This is a genomic window from Caballeronia sp. ATUFL_F1_KS39 (genome assembly GCF_023630985.1).
Classification (GTDB): domain Bacteria; phylum Pseudomonadota; class Gammaproteobacteria; order Burkholderiales; family Burkholderiaceae; genus Caballeronia; species Caballeronia zhejiangensis.
In genome coordinates, this window is record NZ_JALQDZ010000005.1 from 244,275 (window position 1) to 262,224 (window position 17,950).

Below are 17,950 nucleotides of genomic sequence, written 5' to 3' on the forward strand. Positions count from 1 at the left end.
TCTCCTGTTATGAGCCGATCTGCTCCAGTTCCTCGTGCGCTTCGAGCCACTCCATTTCGAGCGTTTCGAGGCGCGCATTCACTTCGCCCTGGCGTCGGATCGTCTCAGTGAGTTTCGCTTTCATCGGCGCTTCGTAGCTCGCCGGATCGGCGACGAACGCATCGAGTGCCGATTTTTCCGCGTTGAGCTTTTCCATCTCTTTCTCGATCTTGGCGATGCGCGACTTGAGCGGCTTCGTCAGATGCGCAAGCTTTTGCCGTTCCTGAGCTTCCTGCCGGCGCTGTTCCTTGCGATTGAGCGCGCTGTCGGACGCCTCGCCCGAGGCCGCGGCGCTCGCTTCCTTCGCCGCCGCGCGCGTTTCGGCGGCGTGCTGCAGAAGCCAGTCGCGGTAGTCGTCGAGATCGCCGTCGAACGGACTCAGGCGATGCTTCGCGACGAGCATGAACGTGTCGGTCGTCGCGCGCAGCAAGTGCCGGTCGTGCGACACGAGTATGAGCGTGCCTTCGAACTGCGCGAGCGCCATGGTCAGCGCGTGGCGCGTTTCGAGGTCGAGGTGGTTGGTCGGCTCGTCGAGCAGCAGCAGATTCGGCTTTTGCCAGATGATGAGCGCCAGCGCGAGCCGCGCCTTCTCGCCGCCGGAAAAGGGCGCGATCTTCGCGGTCGCCATGTCGCCGGAGAAGTTGAAGCTGCCGAGAAAGTCGCGCAGTTCCTGCTCGCGCGTGTCGGGTGCGAGGCGCGCGAGATGCTGGAGCGGGGAATCGTCCGGGCGCAGCGTTTCCAGTTGATGCTGCGCGAAATAGCCGATCTGCAAGCCTTTGCCCTGCCGGACGTCGCCGGAAAGCGGTTCGAGCGTCTGCGCGAGCGTCTTGATGAGCGTCGATTTCCCCTGACCGTTCGCGCCGAGCAAGCCGATGCGCTGGCCGTTCTGGATCGACAGCGTCACGCCTTCGACGATTGGAATCTCGCCGCCCGCGTCGTTGTGATAGCCGCAACGCACGCTCTCCATGACCATCATCGGATTCGGCGCGGCGTCGGGCTCGCGGAATTCGAACGTGAAGGGCGAGGTTGCGTGCGCGGGCGCGATCAGCTCCATCTTCTCCAGCGCCTTCACGCGGCTTTGCGCCTGCTTGGCTTTGGTCGCCTTGGCCTTGAATCGGTCGATGAAACTCTGCAGATGCGCGACTGTCCTTTGCTGCTTCTCGTACGCGCTTTGTTGCAGCGCGATCTGCTGCGCGCGCAGCACTTCGAACTGGCTGTAGTTGCCGCCGTAGCGCTTCACCTGACGATTTTCCAGATGCAGCGTGACGTTGCAGACCGAATCGAGGAACTCACGGTCGTGCGAGATCACGACGAGCGTGCCCGCATAGCGCCCGAGCCAGTCTTCCAGCCAGACGATGGCGTCGAGGTCCAGGTGGTTGGTCGGTTCGTCGAGCAGCAGCAGATCGGACGGACACATCAGCGCCTGCGCGAGATTCAGGCGCATGCGCCAGCCGCCCGAGAAGCTCGACACCGGCTCGCTCGTCTGCTCGAGCGTGAAGCCGAGACCGAGCAGCAGCGTTTCGGCGCGCGCGGGCGCCGTGTAGCCGTCGGCATCGGCGAAGGCGGCGTGGGCTTCCGCTTCGGCCGCGCCGTCATGCGCGGCGGACGCGGCCACGATGCGCGCCTCGATCGCACGCAGATGCGTGTCGCCGTCGAGCGTGTAGTCGAGTGCGCTGCGATCCACGGCGGGCGTTTCCTGCGCGACGTGCGCGATGCGCCACGACGGCGGCATCGAGAAATCGCCGCCGTCCGCGTGCAATTCGCCGCGCAGCACGGAAAAGAGCGTCGACTTGCCCGCGCCGTTTGCGCCGACGAGACCGGCCTTCTCGCCCGGATTGAGCGTGAAGCTCGTGTCTTCGAAAAGCGGCTTGGTGCCGCGGGACAGGCTGAACTGGTTGAAGCGGATCACGTCGGAATGGCGGCGAAAAGGGCGCGGCTTTGAGGGAAAGCGCTATTTTAGACCGGACCGATTGCGCGGCAGGGGTTGGCCGTTCGGCTAATGGCGGGCGAACGCGCGACGGGTTAGCATCGCGTGACTTTCATCGAATTTTTCCGGAGCACGCCATGAGCACAGCCAGCGAAGGCATCTACGGCTTCTCGGCCGAAACACTCGACGGCGCGACCGTCAGCCTCGACAAGTACCGCGGCAAGGTTCTGCTCATCGTGAATACGGCGAGCGAATGCGGATTCACACCGCAGTACAAGGGTTTGCAGGAGGTTTATCGACAGTACGCGGCGCGCGGTTTCGAGGTGCTCGGCTTTCCGTGCAACCAGTTCGGCAAGCAGGAACCGGGCGATGCCGGGCAAATCGGCGCTTTCTGCGAGCAAAACTACGGCGTCACGTTTCCGATGTTCGCGAAGATCGAGGTGAACGGCTCCAACGCGCATCCGCTCTACAAGTATCTGAAGGACAAGGAACCGGGCCTGCTCGGCATCGAAGCGATCAAGTGGAATTTCACGAAGTTTCTCGTCGATCGCAGTGGCAAGGTCATCAGGCGCTATGCGCCGCAGACCAAGCCGGAATCGATCACCGACGACATCGAAAAGCTGCTCTGACGCCGCTCAGAGAATCGGCGAGAAAAGCCGCGCGACGTGCATCGCCATGCGCCGCCAGAAGGCCTTGCCGCGATAGTCATTGGCGTCGATCTCGAACGAATGCGCGAAGTCGGCGAGCAGCATGGTTTCCACTTCGCTCGCGAACGCGCGATCGACGGTCAGCACCGTGATCTCGAAGTTCAGGCGAAACGAGCGATTGTCGAGATTCGCGCTGCCGATCGACGCGGCGATGCCGTCGACGAGCACGACCTTCTGATGCAGAAATCCCGGCTTGTAGCGGAAGATGCGAACGCCCGCCTGCACGAGGTCGTACGCATAAAGCCGTGACGCCGCGAACACCACGCGATGATCGCGCCGGCTCGGAATCAGGATGCGTACGTCGACGCCACGCATCACGGCGAGCCGCAGCGCCGAGAACACGGCTTCGTCGGGAATCAGATAGGGCGATGTGATCCAGATGCGCTCGCGCGCCGCGTTGATCGCCTCGACAAAGAAAAGCGAACAGGTTTCCTGTTTGTCCGCCGGGCCGCTCGACAGCACCATGCAGTGCATGTTCTCGCCGGAATGCGGCGCGGGGCCGAGTTCCGGCAGGCGTTGCGTCGCCCAGTACCAGTCTTCGGTGAACACGAACTGAATGCTCGCGACCGCCGGGCCGCGCACTTCGATATGCGTGTCGCGCCACGGCGAAAGCCGCGGATTGCCGCCGAGATATTCGACGCCCACGTTGTGCCCGCCGACGAACGCGCATTTGCCGTCCACCACGACGATCTTCCGATGATTGCGGAAGTTGATCTGGAAACGGTGCACGAACTTGCGGGTGGCCGCGAACGGATGCGCCTCGACGCCGCCCGCCCGCAGCGCATTGACGTAGCGATGCGGCAGGTCGAAGCTGCCGATGCTGTCATAGAGGAAGTACACGCGCACGCCGGCCTGAGCTTTCTTGATGAGCGCGTCCTTGAGCATTTCGCCGAGCGCATCGGCGCGCACGATGAAGAACTGCACGACCACATAGCGTTCGGCGCCGGCGATCGCTTCGAGAATCGCGGCGAACGTCGCGTCGCCGTTGATGAGCACGCGGGCCGAGTTGCCGCGCAAGAACGGCATGCCGGACAGGCGCTGCAGCGTGCGGATCGTCGGATTGCCGAGATAAGCAGCAGGCCCCGGCGCGATTTCGCCGCGCGCGCCGGTGGAATCGACGAGCGGAGCGGCTTCGGGCGCATCGCTGCGGGCGCCGGAATCCCATTCGGCAGGCTTCGAACGGCTGCGCAGGATCTCGATTTCCAGCCGCCGTTCGTCGATATAGCCGGCGAACTTGCTGCGGCCGAGGAAGAGATACGGGATCAGCGTGAAGTAGGGCATCGCGACGAGCGACACGGCCCACGCGACCGCGCCTTGCGACGTGCGTGTGTTGATGACGGCATGGATCGCGGCGATCACGCCGAGCACATGCGCGGCCATCACCAGCGTGCCGAGGTGAAGCCAGTCGGATGCTTGCATAGACGCGGGAAGGAGCTAAGGGCTTGGCTAATGGCGATTTGCCATATTACCCAACCCTTCCACGCGAAGTGTCAGCGATCGTTGCAGCGCTTGCGCCGCCGCAACGACCGCTCACGGAGAAGCGGACGCTCAGGCCGGAAGGTCGGCGGCCTGGATGAGGAACACGTTGTCATCGCCGGCGCTCGTCGAGAGCCAGACGAGATCGAGGCCGCCGAGCGCGGCTTCCACATTCGGGCGCTCATTGCCGATCTCGACGACGAGCACGCCGTCCTCGGTCAGCCACTTGCCCGCGTCGCGCACGATGCGCCGTACCACGTCCATGCCGTCCGCGCCGCCCGCGAGCGCGAGCTCGGGTTCGTGGCGGTACTCTGCCGGCAGCGCCTGCATCGCGTCCGCGTTGACGTACGGCGGATTCGTGATGATGACCTCGTAGCGCGCCTCGGGAAGCGGCGCGTACAGGTCGCCTTCGTAGAGGCTCACGCGCTCTTCGAGACCGTAATCGTCCACATTGCGGCGCGCGACCGCGAGCGCATCGGCGGAAATGTCGACGGCATCGACATCGGCGTTTTCGAAGGCCTGCGCCGCGAGAATCGCGAGGCAGCCCGAGCCGGTGCACAGTTCGAGCACGCGCGTGACCTGATCCGGATCGGCCACATACGGCTGCAAGCCGTCCTGCAGCAACTCGCCGATGAACGAGCGCGGCACGATCACGCGTTCATCGACGTAAAAGCGGCGGCCGTGCATCCACGCTTCCTGCGTGATGTACGCGGCGGGAATGCGTTCCTTCGCGCGGCGCTCGATGACTTTCATGACCGCGTCGATCTCGTGGTCGAGCAGGCGCGCGTCGAGGAACGGATCGAGCGTGTCGAGCGGCAGATGCAGCGTATGCAGGATCAGATACGCGGCTTCGTCGTAGGCATTGGACGAGCCGTGGCCGAAGGACAAGCCCGCTTCGGTGAAACGCGAGACGCCGAAGCGCAGCAGGTCGCGCACGGTGGTGAAGGGCAGCGCCATCGAAGGCTCCTTTTTATTGTCGGATTTGAATTAGGCGATCAGTGCTTCGAGCACGCGGCGGTACACGTTCTTCAACGGTTCGATGAAGCGCACTTCGACATGCTCGTCGATCTTGTGGATCGTGCCGTTCGGCGGGCCGAATTCGACGACCTGATCGCAGATTTGCGCGATGAAGCGTCCGTCGGACGTGCCGCCCGTGGTAGACAGCTCGGTGCGCACGCCGGTTTCATCGGCGATGGCTTTTTCGAGCGCGTCGGACAGCGCACCGCGCGGGGTGAGAAACGGCAGGCCGCTCACGATCCACTGCAGGTCGTATTCGAGGCCGTGCTTGTCAAGGATCGCGTGGACGCGGCTTTGCAGGCTCTCGACCGTGCTCGCGGTCGAGAAGCGGAAGTTGAACATCAGGTCGGCATGACCGGGAATGATGTTGGTCGCGCCGGTGCCCGAATGCAGGTTCGACACTTGCCAGGTTGTCGGCGGGAAATATTCGTTGCCGTCGTCCCATTTTTCGGCGACGAGCTCGGCGAGCGCGGGCGCGAGCAGATGCACCGGATTCTTCGCGAGATGCGGATACGCGATATGCCCCTGCACGCCCTTGACGACGAGCTTGCCCGTCATCGAGCCGCGCCGGCCGTTCTTGACCATGTCGCCGAGCGTGGCGTTCGAAGTCGGCTCGCCGACGATGCAGTAATCGAGCCGCGTGCCGCGCGCCTTCAGCGCTTGAACGACCTTGATCGTGCCGTCGGTCGCGGGGCCTTCTTCATCGCTCGTGATGAGAAACGCGAGCGTGCCGCGATGTTCCGGATGCTGCGCGACGAATTCCTCGCTCGACACGACGAACGCCGCGAGCGACGCCTTCATGTCCGCCGCGCCGCGACCGTAGAGTTTGCCGTCGCGATGCGTCGGGGTGAAGGGCGGCGAGCTCCACTGTTCGAGCGGGCCGGTCGGCACGACGTCGGTATGGCCGGCGAAGGCGAGCAGCTTGCCGCTTGCGTCCGTGCCGCGCCTGACGGCCCACAGGTTCGTGACGCCGCCCGATTCGATCGTTTCGCATTCGAAGCCGATCGCCGCGAGCCGCTCGATCATGAGCGCCTGGCAAGCCTTGTCGTCGGGCGTGACGGATGCGCGTTCGATCAGCGCTTCGGTAAGGGAAAGGGTGCCGGACATGGTTCTTTTTCCACAGCGATAAAAAATGCCGGCGCGCGGGCCGGCACTCGTAGCAAGCTCGCGATGACCGTCGGATTCACAGTCATCGCATCGGCTCAGGCAAAGAGCGTTTCGTACTGCTCGGCGGAAAATCCGAGCGTCTTCACGCGTCCGTTCACCACCACGACCGGCCGCTTGATGATCGACGGCTTGTGGATCATCAGCGCGATCGCGCCGTTGGTCGTGTCGGCTTCGGCCTTGTGCACGTCCGACAGGCCGCGCCACGTCGTGCCGCGCTTGTTGATGAGCTGATCGAGCGATACGTCCTTCAGCCAGTCCTGAACCAGCTTCTCGTTCACGCCGGCTTTCTTGAAGTCGTGAAACTCGAACGGCACGCCGTGCTCTTCCAGCCACACGCGCGCCTTCTTCACCGTGTCGCAGTTCGGAATGCCGTAGACGACAGTCGTCGGGGTGGATCCGCGTGCCAAAATCAGTCGCCTCGCAGCAGTTCGTTCAGGCCGACTTTCGCGCGCGTCTTGGCGTCGACCTTCTTCACGATGACCGCGCAGTACAGGCTGTGCGAGCCGTCCTTCGACGGCAGGTTGCCCGCGACGACGACCGAGCCCGCCGGAATGCGGCCGTACGTGACTTCGCCGGTTTCGCGATCGTAGATCTTCGTCGACTGGCCGAGATACACGCCCATCGAGATGACGGAATTCTCTTCGACGATCACGCCTTCCACGACCTCCGAACGCGCGCCGATGAAGCAGTTGTCCTCGATGATGACCGGGTTCGCCTGCAGCGGCTCCAGCACGCCGCCGATGCCCACGCCGCCCGACAGGTGCACGTTCTTGCCGATCTGCGCGCACGAGCCGACGGTCGCCCACGTATCGACCATCGTGCCTTCGTCGACATATGCGCCGATGTTGGTGTAAGACGGCATCAGCACGACGTTCTTCGCGATGAACGAGCCGCGGCGCGCGATGGCCGGCGGCACGACGCGGAAACCGCCCGCCGCGAAGTCTTCGGCCGTGTAGTTCGCGAACTTCGAGGGCACCTTGTCGTAGAACTGCGTGTAGTTGTAAGACCCGCCACCGGCAGGCATCGGCGCGTTGTCTTCCAGTCGGAACGACAGCAGCACGGCCTTCTTGAGCCACTGATTCACGACCCAGTCGCCATCGCGCTTTTCGGCGACGCGCATCTGGCCTTTGTCGAGCTGCTCGATCGCATGCGCGACGGCTTCGCGGACTTCGGCGGGCGCGGCCTTGGGCGACAGCTCGGCGCGGTTTTCCCAGGCGGTATCGATGATGCTCTGAAGTTGTTGCGACATAGTTGGTATCAAGGATGGGTAGTTGGGCCGGCTACGTTTCAGAACCGTTTGTCAGGAACTGAGCGTGCGGCAGAATTCGACGATGCGGCGAGCGCCTTCGACACATTCCCCGGTTTCAGCGACGAGCGCGATGCGCACGAAACCTTCGCCGGGATTCGTGCCGTGCGCCGTGCGAGCGAGAAAGGAGCCCGGCAGAACCGTCACATTATAGTCGGCGTAAAGGCGTGCAGCGAACTGGGTATCGGTGAGCCCGGTGCCCGAAACGTTCGCCCAGAGGTAGAACGCGGCGTCGGGCAAACGCACGTCGAGGACGTCCGCGAGCATCGGCGTGACCGTCTGGAATTTTTTCAGATACTGCGCGCGGTTGTCGCGCACGTGCGTTTCATCCTGCCACGCGACGATGCTCGCGCGCTGAAACACCGTCGACAGCGCCGCGCCGTGATACGTGCGATAGAGCAGGAAGTCCTTCAGGATCGACGCATCGCCCGCGACGAAGCCCGAACGCATGCCCGGCACGTTCGAGCGCTTGGACAGGCTCGACAGCATCACGAGACGGTCGAAGTTGCGATTGAGCAGCCGCGCGGCTTCGAGGCCGCCGAGCGGCGGATTGCTTTCGTCGAAATAGATCTCCGAATAACACTCGTCCGATGCGATCACGAAGCCGTGCCTGTCCGACAGCGCGAAGAGTTCGCGCCAGTTTTCGAGCGTGAGCACGGCGCCCGTCGGGTTGCCCGGCGAGCAGACGTAGAGCAGTTGCGTGCGCGCCCAGATCTCTTCGGGCACCGCCGAGTAATCGCACGCGAAGTTGCGCGCCGGATCGCTGTTGACGAAGTACGGCTCGGCGCCCGCGAGCAGGGCCGCGCCTTCGTAGATTTGATAGAACGGGTTCGGACAGAGTACGATGGGCGGTTCTGCGGCCTTGTTCGTGCGGCTGTCGATCACGGTCTGCGCGAGCGCGAAAAGCGCCTCGCGCGAGCCGGAGACAGGCAGCACTTCGGTTGCCGGATCGATCGATTCGAGGCCGTAACGCTGCATCACCCATGCCGCGATCGCGCGGCGCAACGGCTCGCTGCCGAGCGTCGCCGGGTAGCTCGCGAGGCCGTCGAGCGAATCGATCACCGCATCGCGGATCAGCGCGGGCGTCGGATGCTTCGGCTCGCCGATGCCGAAGCTGATCGGCGTGAATCCCGCGCGCGGCTCGATGCCCTTGAAGAGCAGACGAAGCTTTTCGAATGGATAAGACTGAAGTTTCTCGAGAAGTGGATTCACGGCGTGACCGGTAAGCAGTGAGCGATGCGCGCGAGGCGAGAAGCGCCTGCGAGCGCGGCAATCGGAAGAATCGAACGGACGTGAAACGAACTCACGATTATAGCGCGTGGCGTCGCGCCGGAAACGGCGGGCGGCGCGCGCCACGAAGGACGAAAACACGAGTGATGCCGGACGCAATGCAAGGACCATCTCGATGACGAGCAGTGTGCGCAACGCATGGCCGACGCTCGCAATCATGCTCGGCGCGTCGGTGTGGGGCCTCGTCTGGTATCCGATGCGGATGCTTGCCGCCATGGGCCTCTCCGGCACGGCCGCGAGCGCGACGACGAGCGCCGCCGCGTGCGTCTTCGTGCTCGTCGCGAAACGCCGCTCGATCAGTACGCTGTCGTGGCACTGGCTGCTCGTCGGGCTCGGCGTGGCCGCGGGCGTGACTAATATCGGTTTCGTGTGGGGCGCGATCCACGGTCAGGTGATGCGCGTGCTGCTGCTCTTCTATCTGACGCCCGCGTGGACCGCGATCTTCGCGCACGTCATCCTGAAAGAGCGTCTCACGCGCGCCGACGCCGCGCTCTCGCTCCTCTCGCTCGCGGGCGCGGTCACCATGCTCTGGTCGCCCGAACTCGGCATGCCGCTGCCGGCCGATCTCGCCGAATGGTCGGGTCTGATGGGCGGCATGGGCTTCGCGATGAGCAACGTGCTCGTCGTGAAAGTCACCCGTACGCTGCCCGCGATGAAGCCCGAGATGCGCACGGCGGTGATCTTCGGCGGCGCGGCGCTCATCGCGTCCATCGTCACGCTGTTCGAGCCGATGCCCGCGCCGCCCGCAGCCGCTCTCTTGCCGACCGTGAGCCTGATCGTGATCGGGCTGGGCGTCGTGCTCGCCGGCAACAACATGATCGTGCAACTCGGCCTCGCGCGCGTGCCGGCCAATCGTGCGTCGATCATCATGCTGTTCGAACTCGTCGTCACGGCGCTGTCGGCGTGGCTCTTCGCAGGCGAAGTCCCCGGCGCGCGAGAATGGGCGGGCGGCGCGTGCATCGTCGTTGCATGCGTGCTGTCGGCGTGGGTGCATCGGCCGCGGGCAGCGCGCTCGCCTTCGTCCGCAGCGTCCGACATCGCGATAGAAGTGCCGGAAAGCAAAAAGAAATCGACTCGCGCGATGGTATGATGGAGTCCGCTTTCGCCGGGCCAGTTGATGGTGCTTCACTGCCGCGCGGCCGGGAAACGACGGGCCGCGCTGCGGCCTGTCTGCCATATATCCTCCGTCACTCATTCAAAACAGCGATATCGCCGTGCGTCTGACCTCGATAAAACTCGCTGGCTTCAAGTCCTTCGTCGATCCCACGCATTTCCAGGTCCCCGGCCAACTGGTCGGCGTCGTCGGGCCGAACGGCTGTGGCAAGTCCAATATCATCGATGCCGTGCGCTGGGTGCTCGGCGAATCGCGCGCCTCCGAGTTGCGCGGCGAATCGATGCAGGACGTGATCTTCAACGGATCGACGGCGCGCAAACCCGGCAGCCGGGCTAGCGTCGAACTCATTTTCGATAACGGCGACGGCCGCGCCGCCGGTCAATGGAGCGCCTACGGCGAAATCGCCGTGAAGCGCGTGCTCACGCGCGACGGCACTTCCAGCTACTACATCAACAATCTGCCCGCGCGCCGTCGCGACATCCAGGACATCTTCCTCGGCACGGGTCTCGGCCCGCGCGCCTACGCGATCATCGGGCAGGGCATGATCGCGCGCATCATCGAGGCGAAGCCCGAAGAGCTGCGCGTGTTCCTCGAAGAAGCCGCGGGCGTGTCGAAGTACAAGGAGCGCCGCCGCGAGACGGAGAACCGTCTGCATGACACGCGCGAGAACCTGACGCGCGTCGAAGACATCATCCGCGAGCTGTCGACGAACCTCGAAAAGCTCGAAGCGCAGGCGGTCGTCGCGACGAAGTACAAGGAACTGCAGGCCGAAGGCGAAGAGAAGCAACGCCTTCTGTGGCTCTTGCGCAAGAAGGAAGCGGGCAACGAAGCCGAGCGTCAGCAGCGCGCCATTCGCGAGGCCCAGGTCGAGCTCGAAGCGCAGACGGCGCGTCTGCGTGAAGTCGAAGCGCAACTGGAAACGCTGCGCGTCGCGCACTACAGCGCGAGCGACGCGATGCAAGGCGCGCAAGGCTCGCTCTACGAAGCCAATGCCGAAGTGAGCAGGCTCGAAGCGGAGATCCGCTTTATCGTCGAGTCGCGCAATCGCGTGCAGGCGCAGATCGCCGCGCTTACCGCGCAGCGCGAGCAATGGCAGGTGCAGGCGCAAAAGGCGCGCGACGAAATCGATACCGCGACCGAAGCGCTCGCCGAAGGCGAAGAAAAGGCCGCGATCGCGCAGGAAAATGCCGCCGCGAAACACGACGCGCTCCCCGCGCTCGAAGCGCGCTGGCGCGACGCACAAGCGCAATTGAACGAAGAGCGCGCGGGCATCGCGCGCGCGGAACAGGCGCTCAAGCTCGAAGCGGCGCATCAGCGCAACGCGGATCAGCAGCTTCAGCAATTGCAGCAGCGTCAGGAGCGTCTGAAGAGCGAGGCGAGCGGTCTGGATGCGCCCGACGAAGCGCATCTCGAAGAGTTGCGCATGCAGCTCGCGGAAAACGAAGAGATTCTCGCCGAAGCACAAGCGCGTCTCGCCGATGCGCAGGAAACCGTGCCGCGTCTGGACGCCGAGCGCCGCGCCGCGCAGGAACGCGTGCAGAAGGAAAGCGCGCAGATCCATCAGCTCGAAGCGCGTCTCGCCGCGTTGAAGCAGCTTCAGGAAAGCGTGCAGACGGAAGGCAAGATCCAGCCGTGGCTCGACAAGCACGAGCTCGGCGCGCTGCCGCGTCTGTGGAAGAAGCTGCACGTCGAGACCGGCTGGGAAGCGGCGCTCGAATCCGTGCTGCGCGAGCGTCTCGCCGCGCTGGAAGTATCGAATCTGGATTGGGTCAAGGCGTTCGCCACGGATGCGCCGCCCGCCAAGCTCGCGTTCTACTCGCCGCCCGTCGCGGGCAAGCCGGTCGACGCGCCGCAAGGCTTGCGCTCGCTGCTGTCGCTCGTGCGCATCGACGATCCGGGCCTGCGCGCCGTGCTCAACGAATGGCTCGCCACGACTTTCGTCGCCGACGATCTCGCGCAGGCGCTCGCTTCGCGCAATCAGTTGCCGGATGGCGCCGCGTTCGTCGTGAAGGCGGGGCATATCGTGACGCGCGTGGGCGTGCAGCTTTACGCGTCGGATTCCGAGCAGTCGGGCATGCTCGCGCGTGCGCAGGAAATCGAGAATCTGACGAAGCAGGTGCGCGCGCAGGCTTTGCTGTCCGATGAAGCCAAGGCCAACGCCGTGCGTGCCGATGCCGCCCACACGCAAGGCTCGCAGACGCTCGCGGAAGCGCGCGCCGCCGCTGAGCGCGCGACGCAGCGCGTGCACGCGTTGCAGATGGACGTGCTCAAGCTCGCGCAGGCGCACGAACGCTATACGCAGCGCAACACGCAGATCGGCGAGGAGCTCGAAGAGATCGCCGCGCAGGTCGACGAGCAGCGTGCCTTGCGCGCCGAATCGGAAGCCGCGTTCGAACGTCACGATGGCGAAATCGCGCAATTGCAGGCGCGTTTCGAAGACAACCAGCTTGCGTTCGAGTCGCTCGACGAGGAACTCACGAACGCGCGCCACGAACTTCGCGAACTGGAACGCGCCGCGAGCGATGCCAGCTTCGCCGTGCGCGGCCTCGCCGCGAAGATCGACGAATACAAGCGCAATATCGAGACGGCGCACGATCAGAGCGAGCGCATCGCGGGCACGCTGGAAGACGCGCGCGCCGAACTCGAAACCATCAACGAACAGACCGCGCAGACCGGCCTGCAGGACGCGCTCGAAGTGCGCGCGGCGCGCGAGGAAGCGCTGCATGCGGCGCGCGTCGAACTGGACGATCTGACCGCGCGTCTGCGTCAGGCCGACGAGCAGCGCCTCATGGCCGAACGTTCGCTGCAGCCGCTGCGCGACAAGATCAACGAGTTGCAACTGAAGGAGCAGGCGGCGCGCATCAGCGGCGAACAGTTCGTCGAGCAGTTGCAAGCAGCCGGCGTCGATGAAGCCGAGCTCGCCGAAAAGCTCACGCCGGACATGAAGCCGTCGTATCTGCAGGGCGAAGTCACGCGGCTGAACAACGCGATCAACGCGCTCGGCCCGGTCAACATGGCCGCGCTCGAAGAACTCGCCGCGGCAACCGAGCGCAAGCATTTCCTCGACGCGCAGTCCGCGGATCTGAACGACGCCATCGGCACGCTGGAAGACGCGATCCAGAAGATCGATCAGGAAACGCGCGCGCTGCTGCAAGGCACCTTCGACGAAGTGAACCGTCACTTCGGCGAACTGTTCCCGCGCCTTTTCGGCGGCGGTCAGGCGAAGCTCATCATGACCGGCGATGAAATCCTCGACGCCGGCGTGCAGGTCATGGCGCAGCCGCCCGGCAAGAAGAATTCGACGATTCACCTGCTTTCGGGCGGCGAAAAGGCGCTGACCGCGACCGCGCTCGTGTTCGCGATGTTCCAGTTGAACCCCGCGCCGTTCTGTCTGCTCGACGAAGTCGACGCGCCGCTCGACGACGCCAACACCGAGCGCTTCGCGAACCTCGTGCGCGCGATGTCGGCCAAGACGCAGTTCCTGTTCATCTCGCACAACAAGATCGCGATGGAAATGGCGCAGCAACTGATCGGCGTGACGATGCAGGAGCAGGGCGTGTCGCGCATCGTCGCGGTGGACATGGAAGCGGCGGCGGGCTTCGCGCAGAACGGCTGAAGCATCGCGCTCGCGAGAGTTTGATTGAGTGAAAGGGCCGGACGAGGTTTCCGGCAGCGTGCGTCAAGGCGCGGAGTGGCGCGCATCGGCCAGGCGGCGGCGAGAAGCCGGAACGCGGCGATGCGCGCGACAGATCGCGCGGCGCTTCGTAACTTAAAAGAATGATGGAGCCTGCATGGACGAGTTGACACTCGGTTTGATTGGAGCCGGAGCCGTGGTGGTGGGCGGCGTGGTCGTGTACAACGCGTGGCAGAGCGCGAAGGTGCGTCGCAAGATGCCGCGTCCGATGCCGGACGAAGCGGCGGATGCGCTTGCGCGCCAGGAAGCGGACGACGAGCAGCCGTTCATCGAGCCCGTGCGTCAGTCGCGGCGCGCGCCCGTAGCGGGCGGCGCCGATGGCGCCGATGCCGAACCGCGCGATACGCGTGTCGAGCCGAGCTTCGGCACGGCGAACGAGTCGACGGCGGCGGCTCCCGTCGCGCCTGCCGATACCGCCGTCGATCTCCAGGCCGAGGCGACGTCCGCCAATGGCGCGTCCGAGGAAGCGCCAAGTGCCACCGAAGACGAGCGCACCGAACCGGTGATGGCCGCCGCGACGACGATTTCGCAGGCGCCGCCGGCGGTCGTCGATCGCCGCATCGATTGTGTCGTGCCGATTCGCCTCGCCGCGCCGGTTGCGGGCGATCGCGTGATTCCGCTTGCGCAGCGCCTGCGCCGCGCGGGCACGAAGCCCGTGACGATCGAAGGCAAGGCCGAAGGCGACAGCGCGTGGGAGTTGCCGCGAAACGGCGTGCGCTACGAGGAGTTGCGCGCGGCCGCGCAACTCGCGAACCGCAGCGGCCCGCTCAACGAACTCGAATTCTCGGAGTTCGTGACCGGCGTGCAGCGGCTTGCCGACGCCATCGACGGCGCGCCCGAATTCCCCGACATGATGGAAACCGTCGGCATGGCGCGCGAGCTGGACGCGTTTGCCGCGCAATGCGACGCGCAGCTCTCGATCAACATCCTCTCCGACGGCGCGCCGTGGTCCGCGAACTACGTGCAGGCGGTGGCGTCGCAAGACGGCCTTTTGCTCTCGCGCGACGGCACACGCTTCGTCAAACTCGACGCGAAGCAGAATCCGGTCTTCATGCTCCAGTTCGGCGACACGAACTTCCTGCGCGACGACCTCACCTACAAGGGCGGCCAGATGATCACGCTGGTGCTCGACGTGCCCGTCGCCGACGAAGACATCCTGCCGTTCCGCCTGATGTGCGATTACGCGAAGTCGCTGTCGGAGCGTATCGGCGCGCGTGTCGTCGACGACCAGCGCCGGCCCTTGCCGGAGTCCGCGCTGCTCGCCATCGAGAAGCAGTTGATGACGCTCTACGCGAAGCTGGAGCAGGCGGGCATTCCGGCCGGCTCGCCCGCGACGCGGCGTCTTTTCAGCCAGTAACTTTTTGCTGCGCGCAGTCGGCAAGGCGCTCGCTTGCCAGGAGAATCGCGCCCCAGCCGGGGCGCTTTTCTTTGCGTGCGCGCCGCCGCACCGACGCCCGCACTTAGGCCGTTTGGCCGAGGCCACGATTTACCGATCTTCTGAGACAATCGAACGGTCGGTTGACTGACTTACCTACTTTCTCGAAGCCGCATGTCCGCAAAATCAAAAGCCGAATCCGCCGCGACCGCGAAGTCGGGCGCCGCCGTGCCCAGCGCCGCTCGTCCGGCCGAGCGCGCGGCGTGGCTGCGTTCGGAACTGGAACGCGCGAACTACGCGTATTACGTACTGGATCAGCCGGATCTGCCCGACGCCGAGTACGACACGCTCTTCAAGGAACTTCAGGGCATCGAGACCGAGCATCCGGATCTGATCACGCCGGATTCGCCGACGCAGCGCGTGGGCGGCGAAGTCGCCGAAGGATTCACGCCGGTCGTCCATGACGTGCCGATGCTTTCGCTCAACAACGGCTTCGCGGACGAGGACATCGCCGCATTCGACAAGCGCGTGTCCGACGCGCTGGGCCACGCGAGCGTCGAATATGCGTGCGAGCTCAAGTTCGATGGTCTCGCCATTTCCCTGCGTTACGAGGACGGCCATTTCGTGCAGGCCGCGACGCGCGGCGACGGCGCGACGGGCGAGGACGTGACGGCGAACGTACGCACCATCCGCTCGATTCCGCTCACGCTGAAGGGCAAGAACGTGCCGAAACGGCTCGACGTGCGCGGCGAAGTGCTGATGTTCAAGCGCGATTTCGAGCGCCTGAATGCGCGTCAGCGCGAAGCGGGCCAGCGCGAGTTCGCGAATCCGCGCAACGCGGCGGCGGGCGGCTTGCGTCAGCTCGATCCGAAAATGACCGCGCAGCGTTCGCTGTCGTTCTTCGCTTATGGCATTGGCGTGCTCGAAGGCGCGGAGATGCCCGCGACGCACGCCGCGTTGCTCGACTGGTACAAGGAAATGGGCTTGCCGGTGAATGCGGAGCGCGCCGTGGTCGAAGGCGCCGACGGTTTGCTCGCCTTCTTCCACCGGATCGGCGAGAAGCGCGAGAAGCTGCCGTACGACATCGACGGCGTCGTCTACAAGGTCGACCGCCGCGACGAGCAGGATAAGCTCGGCTTCGTGTCGCGCGCGCCGCGTTTCGCGCTCGCGCACAAATTCCCGGCGCAGGAAGCGCTGACGCAACTGCTCGCCATCGACGTGCAGGTCGGTCGAACGGGCGCGATCACGCCGGTCGCGCGTCTCGCGCCGGTGTTCGTCGGCGGTGCGACGGTCACGAACGCGACGTTGCACAACGAGGACGAAGTGCGGCGCAAGGACATCCGCATCGGCGATACGGTCACGGTGCGCCGCGCGGGCGACGTGATCCCCGAAGTCGTCGGCGCCATTCTTGAGCGCCGTCCCGCCGACGCGCGCGAATTCGTCATGCCGACGGAGTGCCCCGTCTGCGGCTCGAAGATCGAGCGCCTGCCGGACGAGGCGATCGCGCGCTGCACGGGCGGGTTGTTCTGTCCCGCTCAGCGCAAGCAGGCACTGTGGCACTTCGCGCAGCGCCGCGCGCTCGATATCGACGGGCTAGGTGAGAAGATCATCGATCAACTCGTCGAGCAGAATCTCGTGCGTACGCCCGCGGATCTGTTTAATCTCGGCTTTTCGACGCTCGCGGCGCTCGACCGTTTCGCCGACAAATCCGCGCAGAACCTGATCGATTCGCTCGAAAAAGCGAGGAAGACGACGCTCGCGCGCTTCATCTATGCGCTCGGCATCCGGCACGTGGGCGAATCGACGGCGAAGGATCTCGCGAAGCATTTCGGCTCGCTCGATCCGATCATGGCTGCTTCGGTCGAAGAGCTGCTCGAAGTCAACGATGTCGGGCCGATCGTCGCCGAGGCCATCCACAATTTCTTCAGCGAAGAACACAACAAGCATGTGATCGAGCAGTTGCGCGTCAAGGTGTCGTGGCCGGAAGGGCCGCCCGCGCCGAAAGCGCCGCAGGGCGTGCTGGCCGGCAAGACCGTCGTGCTGACGGGCACGCTGCCCACGCTATCGCGCGAGGAAGCGAAGGAAATGCTGGAGTCGGCGGGTGCGAAGGTTGCCGGTTCCGTATCGAAAAAGACCGACTACGTCGTGGCGGGCGCGGAAGCGGGCAGCAAGCTCGCCAAGGCGGAGGAACTCGGGGTTCCTGTTCTCGACGAAGAGGCCATGCGTAAGCTTTTGGAAGGAGTCACTCCATGATTCGCGAAATCCTGAAGATGGGCGATCCGCGGCTTTTGCGTATCGCGCAGCCGGTCGAGCATTTCGACACGCCCGAACTGCACGCGCTCGTGCAGGATATGTTCGATACGATGCGCGACGCCAACGGCGCGGGGCTGGCCGCGCCGCAGATCGGCGTCGATCTGCAGGTGGTGATCTTCGGCTTCGGGCAGAACGAGCGTTATCCGGACGCGCCGTCGGTGCCGGAGACGGTGCTCATCAATCCGATCATCACGCCGAACGGACACGACATGGAGGAGGGTTGGGAAGGCTGTCTGTCCGTGCCGGGTTTGCGCGGCGCGGTGCAGCGTTTCTCGATGATCCGCTATCAGGGTTTCGATCAGTACGGCAAAGCCATCGAACGGCTCGCGGAGGGCTTTCACGCGCGCGTCGTGCAGCACGAGTGCGACCATCTGATCGGCAAGCTCTATCCGATGCGTATCACCGACTTTTCGAAGTTCGGCTTCACCGAAGTGCTGTTTCCGGGTCTCGATCCCGCGCGCGACGACTGACGCCGCGCGGTTGGAATCGCAACGAATCAGCCTGAATACGGAGAGCCGCTTTCGC

General features: G+C 64.8%; 13 protein-coding genes. 6 read left to right on the forward strand and 7 right to left on the reverse strand.

The genetic code is table 11. From position 1 onward, the window contains the following. Positions 1-7: 7 nt before the first annotated feature. Entirely contained in the window at positions 8-1,948 is a 1,941-nt protein-coding gene (locus NCR93_RS05890) for an ATP-binding cassette domain-containing protein (protein ID WP_175979975.1), read from the reverse strand. Positions 1,949-2,103: 155 nt separating this feature from the next. Between NCR93_RS05890 and NCR93_RS05895 the strand changes: the two genes are divergently transcribed. Beyond that, positions 2,104-2,595: a glutathione peroxidase gene (locus NCR93_RS05895; protein ID WP_175979976.1), complete on the forward strand. Its 492-nt coding sequence runs from the start codon at positions 2,104-2,106 to the stop codon at positions 2,593-2,595. A gap of 6 nt (positions 2,596-2,601) precedes the next feature. On the opposite strand, the gene cls is transcribed toward NCR93_RS05895, so the two are convergent. From cls to dapC, 6 genes are all read right to left on the reverse strand, one after another. Next, a complete protein-coding gene (cls, locus tag NCR93_RS05900) occupies positions 2,602-4,092 on the reverse strand; it encodes a cardiolipin synthase (RefSeq protein ID WP_033537247.1) in 1,491 nt (496 codons plus the stop codon). A 129-nt stretch (positions 4,093-4,221) separates the two neighbouring features. Then, entirely contained in the window at positions 4,222-5,106 is an 885-nt protein-coding gene (gene prmB / locus NCR93_RS05905) for a 50S ribosomal protein L3 N(5)-glutamine methyltransferase (protein ID WP_008350110.1), read from the reverse strand. A 30-nt stretch (positions 5,107-5,136) separates the two neighbouring features. Continuing rightward, a complete protein-coding gene (dapE, locus tag NCR93_RS05910) occupies positions 5,137-6,273 on the reverse strand; it encodes a succinyl-diaminopimelate desuccinylase (protein WP_175979977.1) in 1,137 nt (378 codons plus the stop codon). Positions 6,274-6,368: 95 nt separating this feature from the next. Next, positions 6,369-6,740, reverse strand: coding sequence for an ArsC family reductase (locus NCR93_RS05915; protein ID WP_008350107.1), 372 nt, complete (start codon positions 6,738-6,740; stop codon positions 6,369-6,371). Between the two features lie 2 nt (positions 6,741-6,742). Next, a complete protein-coding gene (gene dapD, locus NCR93_RS05920) occupies positions 6,743-7,582 on the reverse strand; it encodes a 2,3,4,5-tetrahydropyridine-2,6-dicarboxylate N-succinyltransferase (protein ID WP_175979978.1) in 840 nt (279 codons plus the stop codon). Between the two features lie 51 nt (positions 7,583-7,633). Continuing rightward, positions 7,634-8,851 (reverse strand): succinyldiaminopimelate transaminase, encoded by a 1,218-nt coding sequence (gene dapC, locus NCR93_RS05925; RefSeq protein WP_175979979.1) that lies wholly within the window; start codon positions 8,849-8,851, stop codon positions 7,634-7,636. A 193-nt stretch (positions 8,852-9,044) separates the two neighbouring features. On the opposite strand from dapC, the gene NCR93_RS05930 reads away from it, so the two are divergent. The 5 genes from NCR93_RS05930 (at position 9,045) to def (ending at position 17,895) form a co-directional block, all read left to right on the forward strand. Further along, the gene (locus NCR93_RS05930) at positions 9,045-10,019 is read left to right on the forward strand and encodes a DMT family transporter (RefSeq protein ID WP_175979980.1); all 975 of its coding nucleotides are present in this window, start codon (positions 9,045-9,047) and stop codon (positions 10,017-10,019) included. Between the two features lie 124 nt (positions 10,020-10,143). After that, positions 10,144-13,659 (forward strand): chromosome segregation protein SMC, encoded by a 3,516-nt coding sequence (gene smc, locus NCR93_RS05935; RefSeq protein WP_175979981.1) that lies wholly within the window; start codon positions 10,144-10,146, stop codon positions 13,657-13,659. Positions 13,660-13,834: 175 nt separating this feature from the next. Continuing rightward, complete coding sequence (locus NCR93_RS05940) at positions 13,835-15,094, forward strand: cell division protein ZipA C-terminal FtsZ-binding domain-containing protein (protein ID WP_250532186.1); 1,260 nt, start codon at positions 13,835-13,837, stop codon at positions 15,092-15,094. A 192-nt stretch (positions 15,095-15,286) separates the two neighbouring features. Continuing rightward, positions 15,287-17,365: an NAD-dependent DNA ligase LigA gene (gene ligA, locus NCR93_RS05945; protein ID WP_034471993.1), complete on the forward strand. Its 2,079-nt coding sequence runs from the start codon at positions 15,287-15,289 to the stop codon at positions 17,363-17,365. Beyond that, the gene (gene def, locus NCR93_RS05950) at positions 17,362-17,895 is read left to right on the forward strand and encodes a peptide deformylase (protein WP_008350093.1); all 534 of its coding nucleotides are present in this window, start codon (positions 17,362-17,364) and stop codon (positions 17,893-17,895) included. Before ligA ends, def begins: the two co-directional genes overlap by 4 nt. The last annotated feature ends 55 nt before the right edge of the window (positions 17,896-17,950 follow it).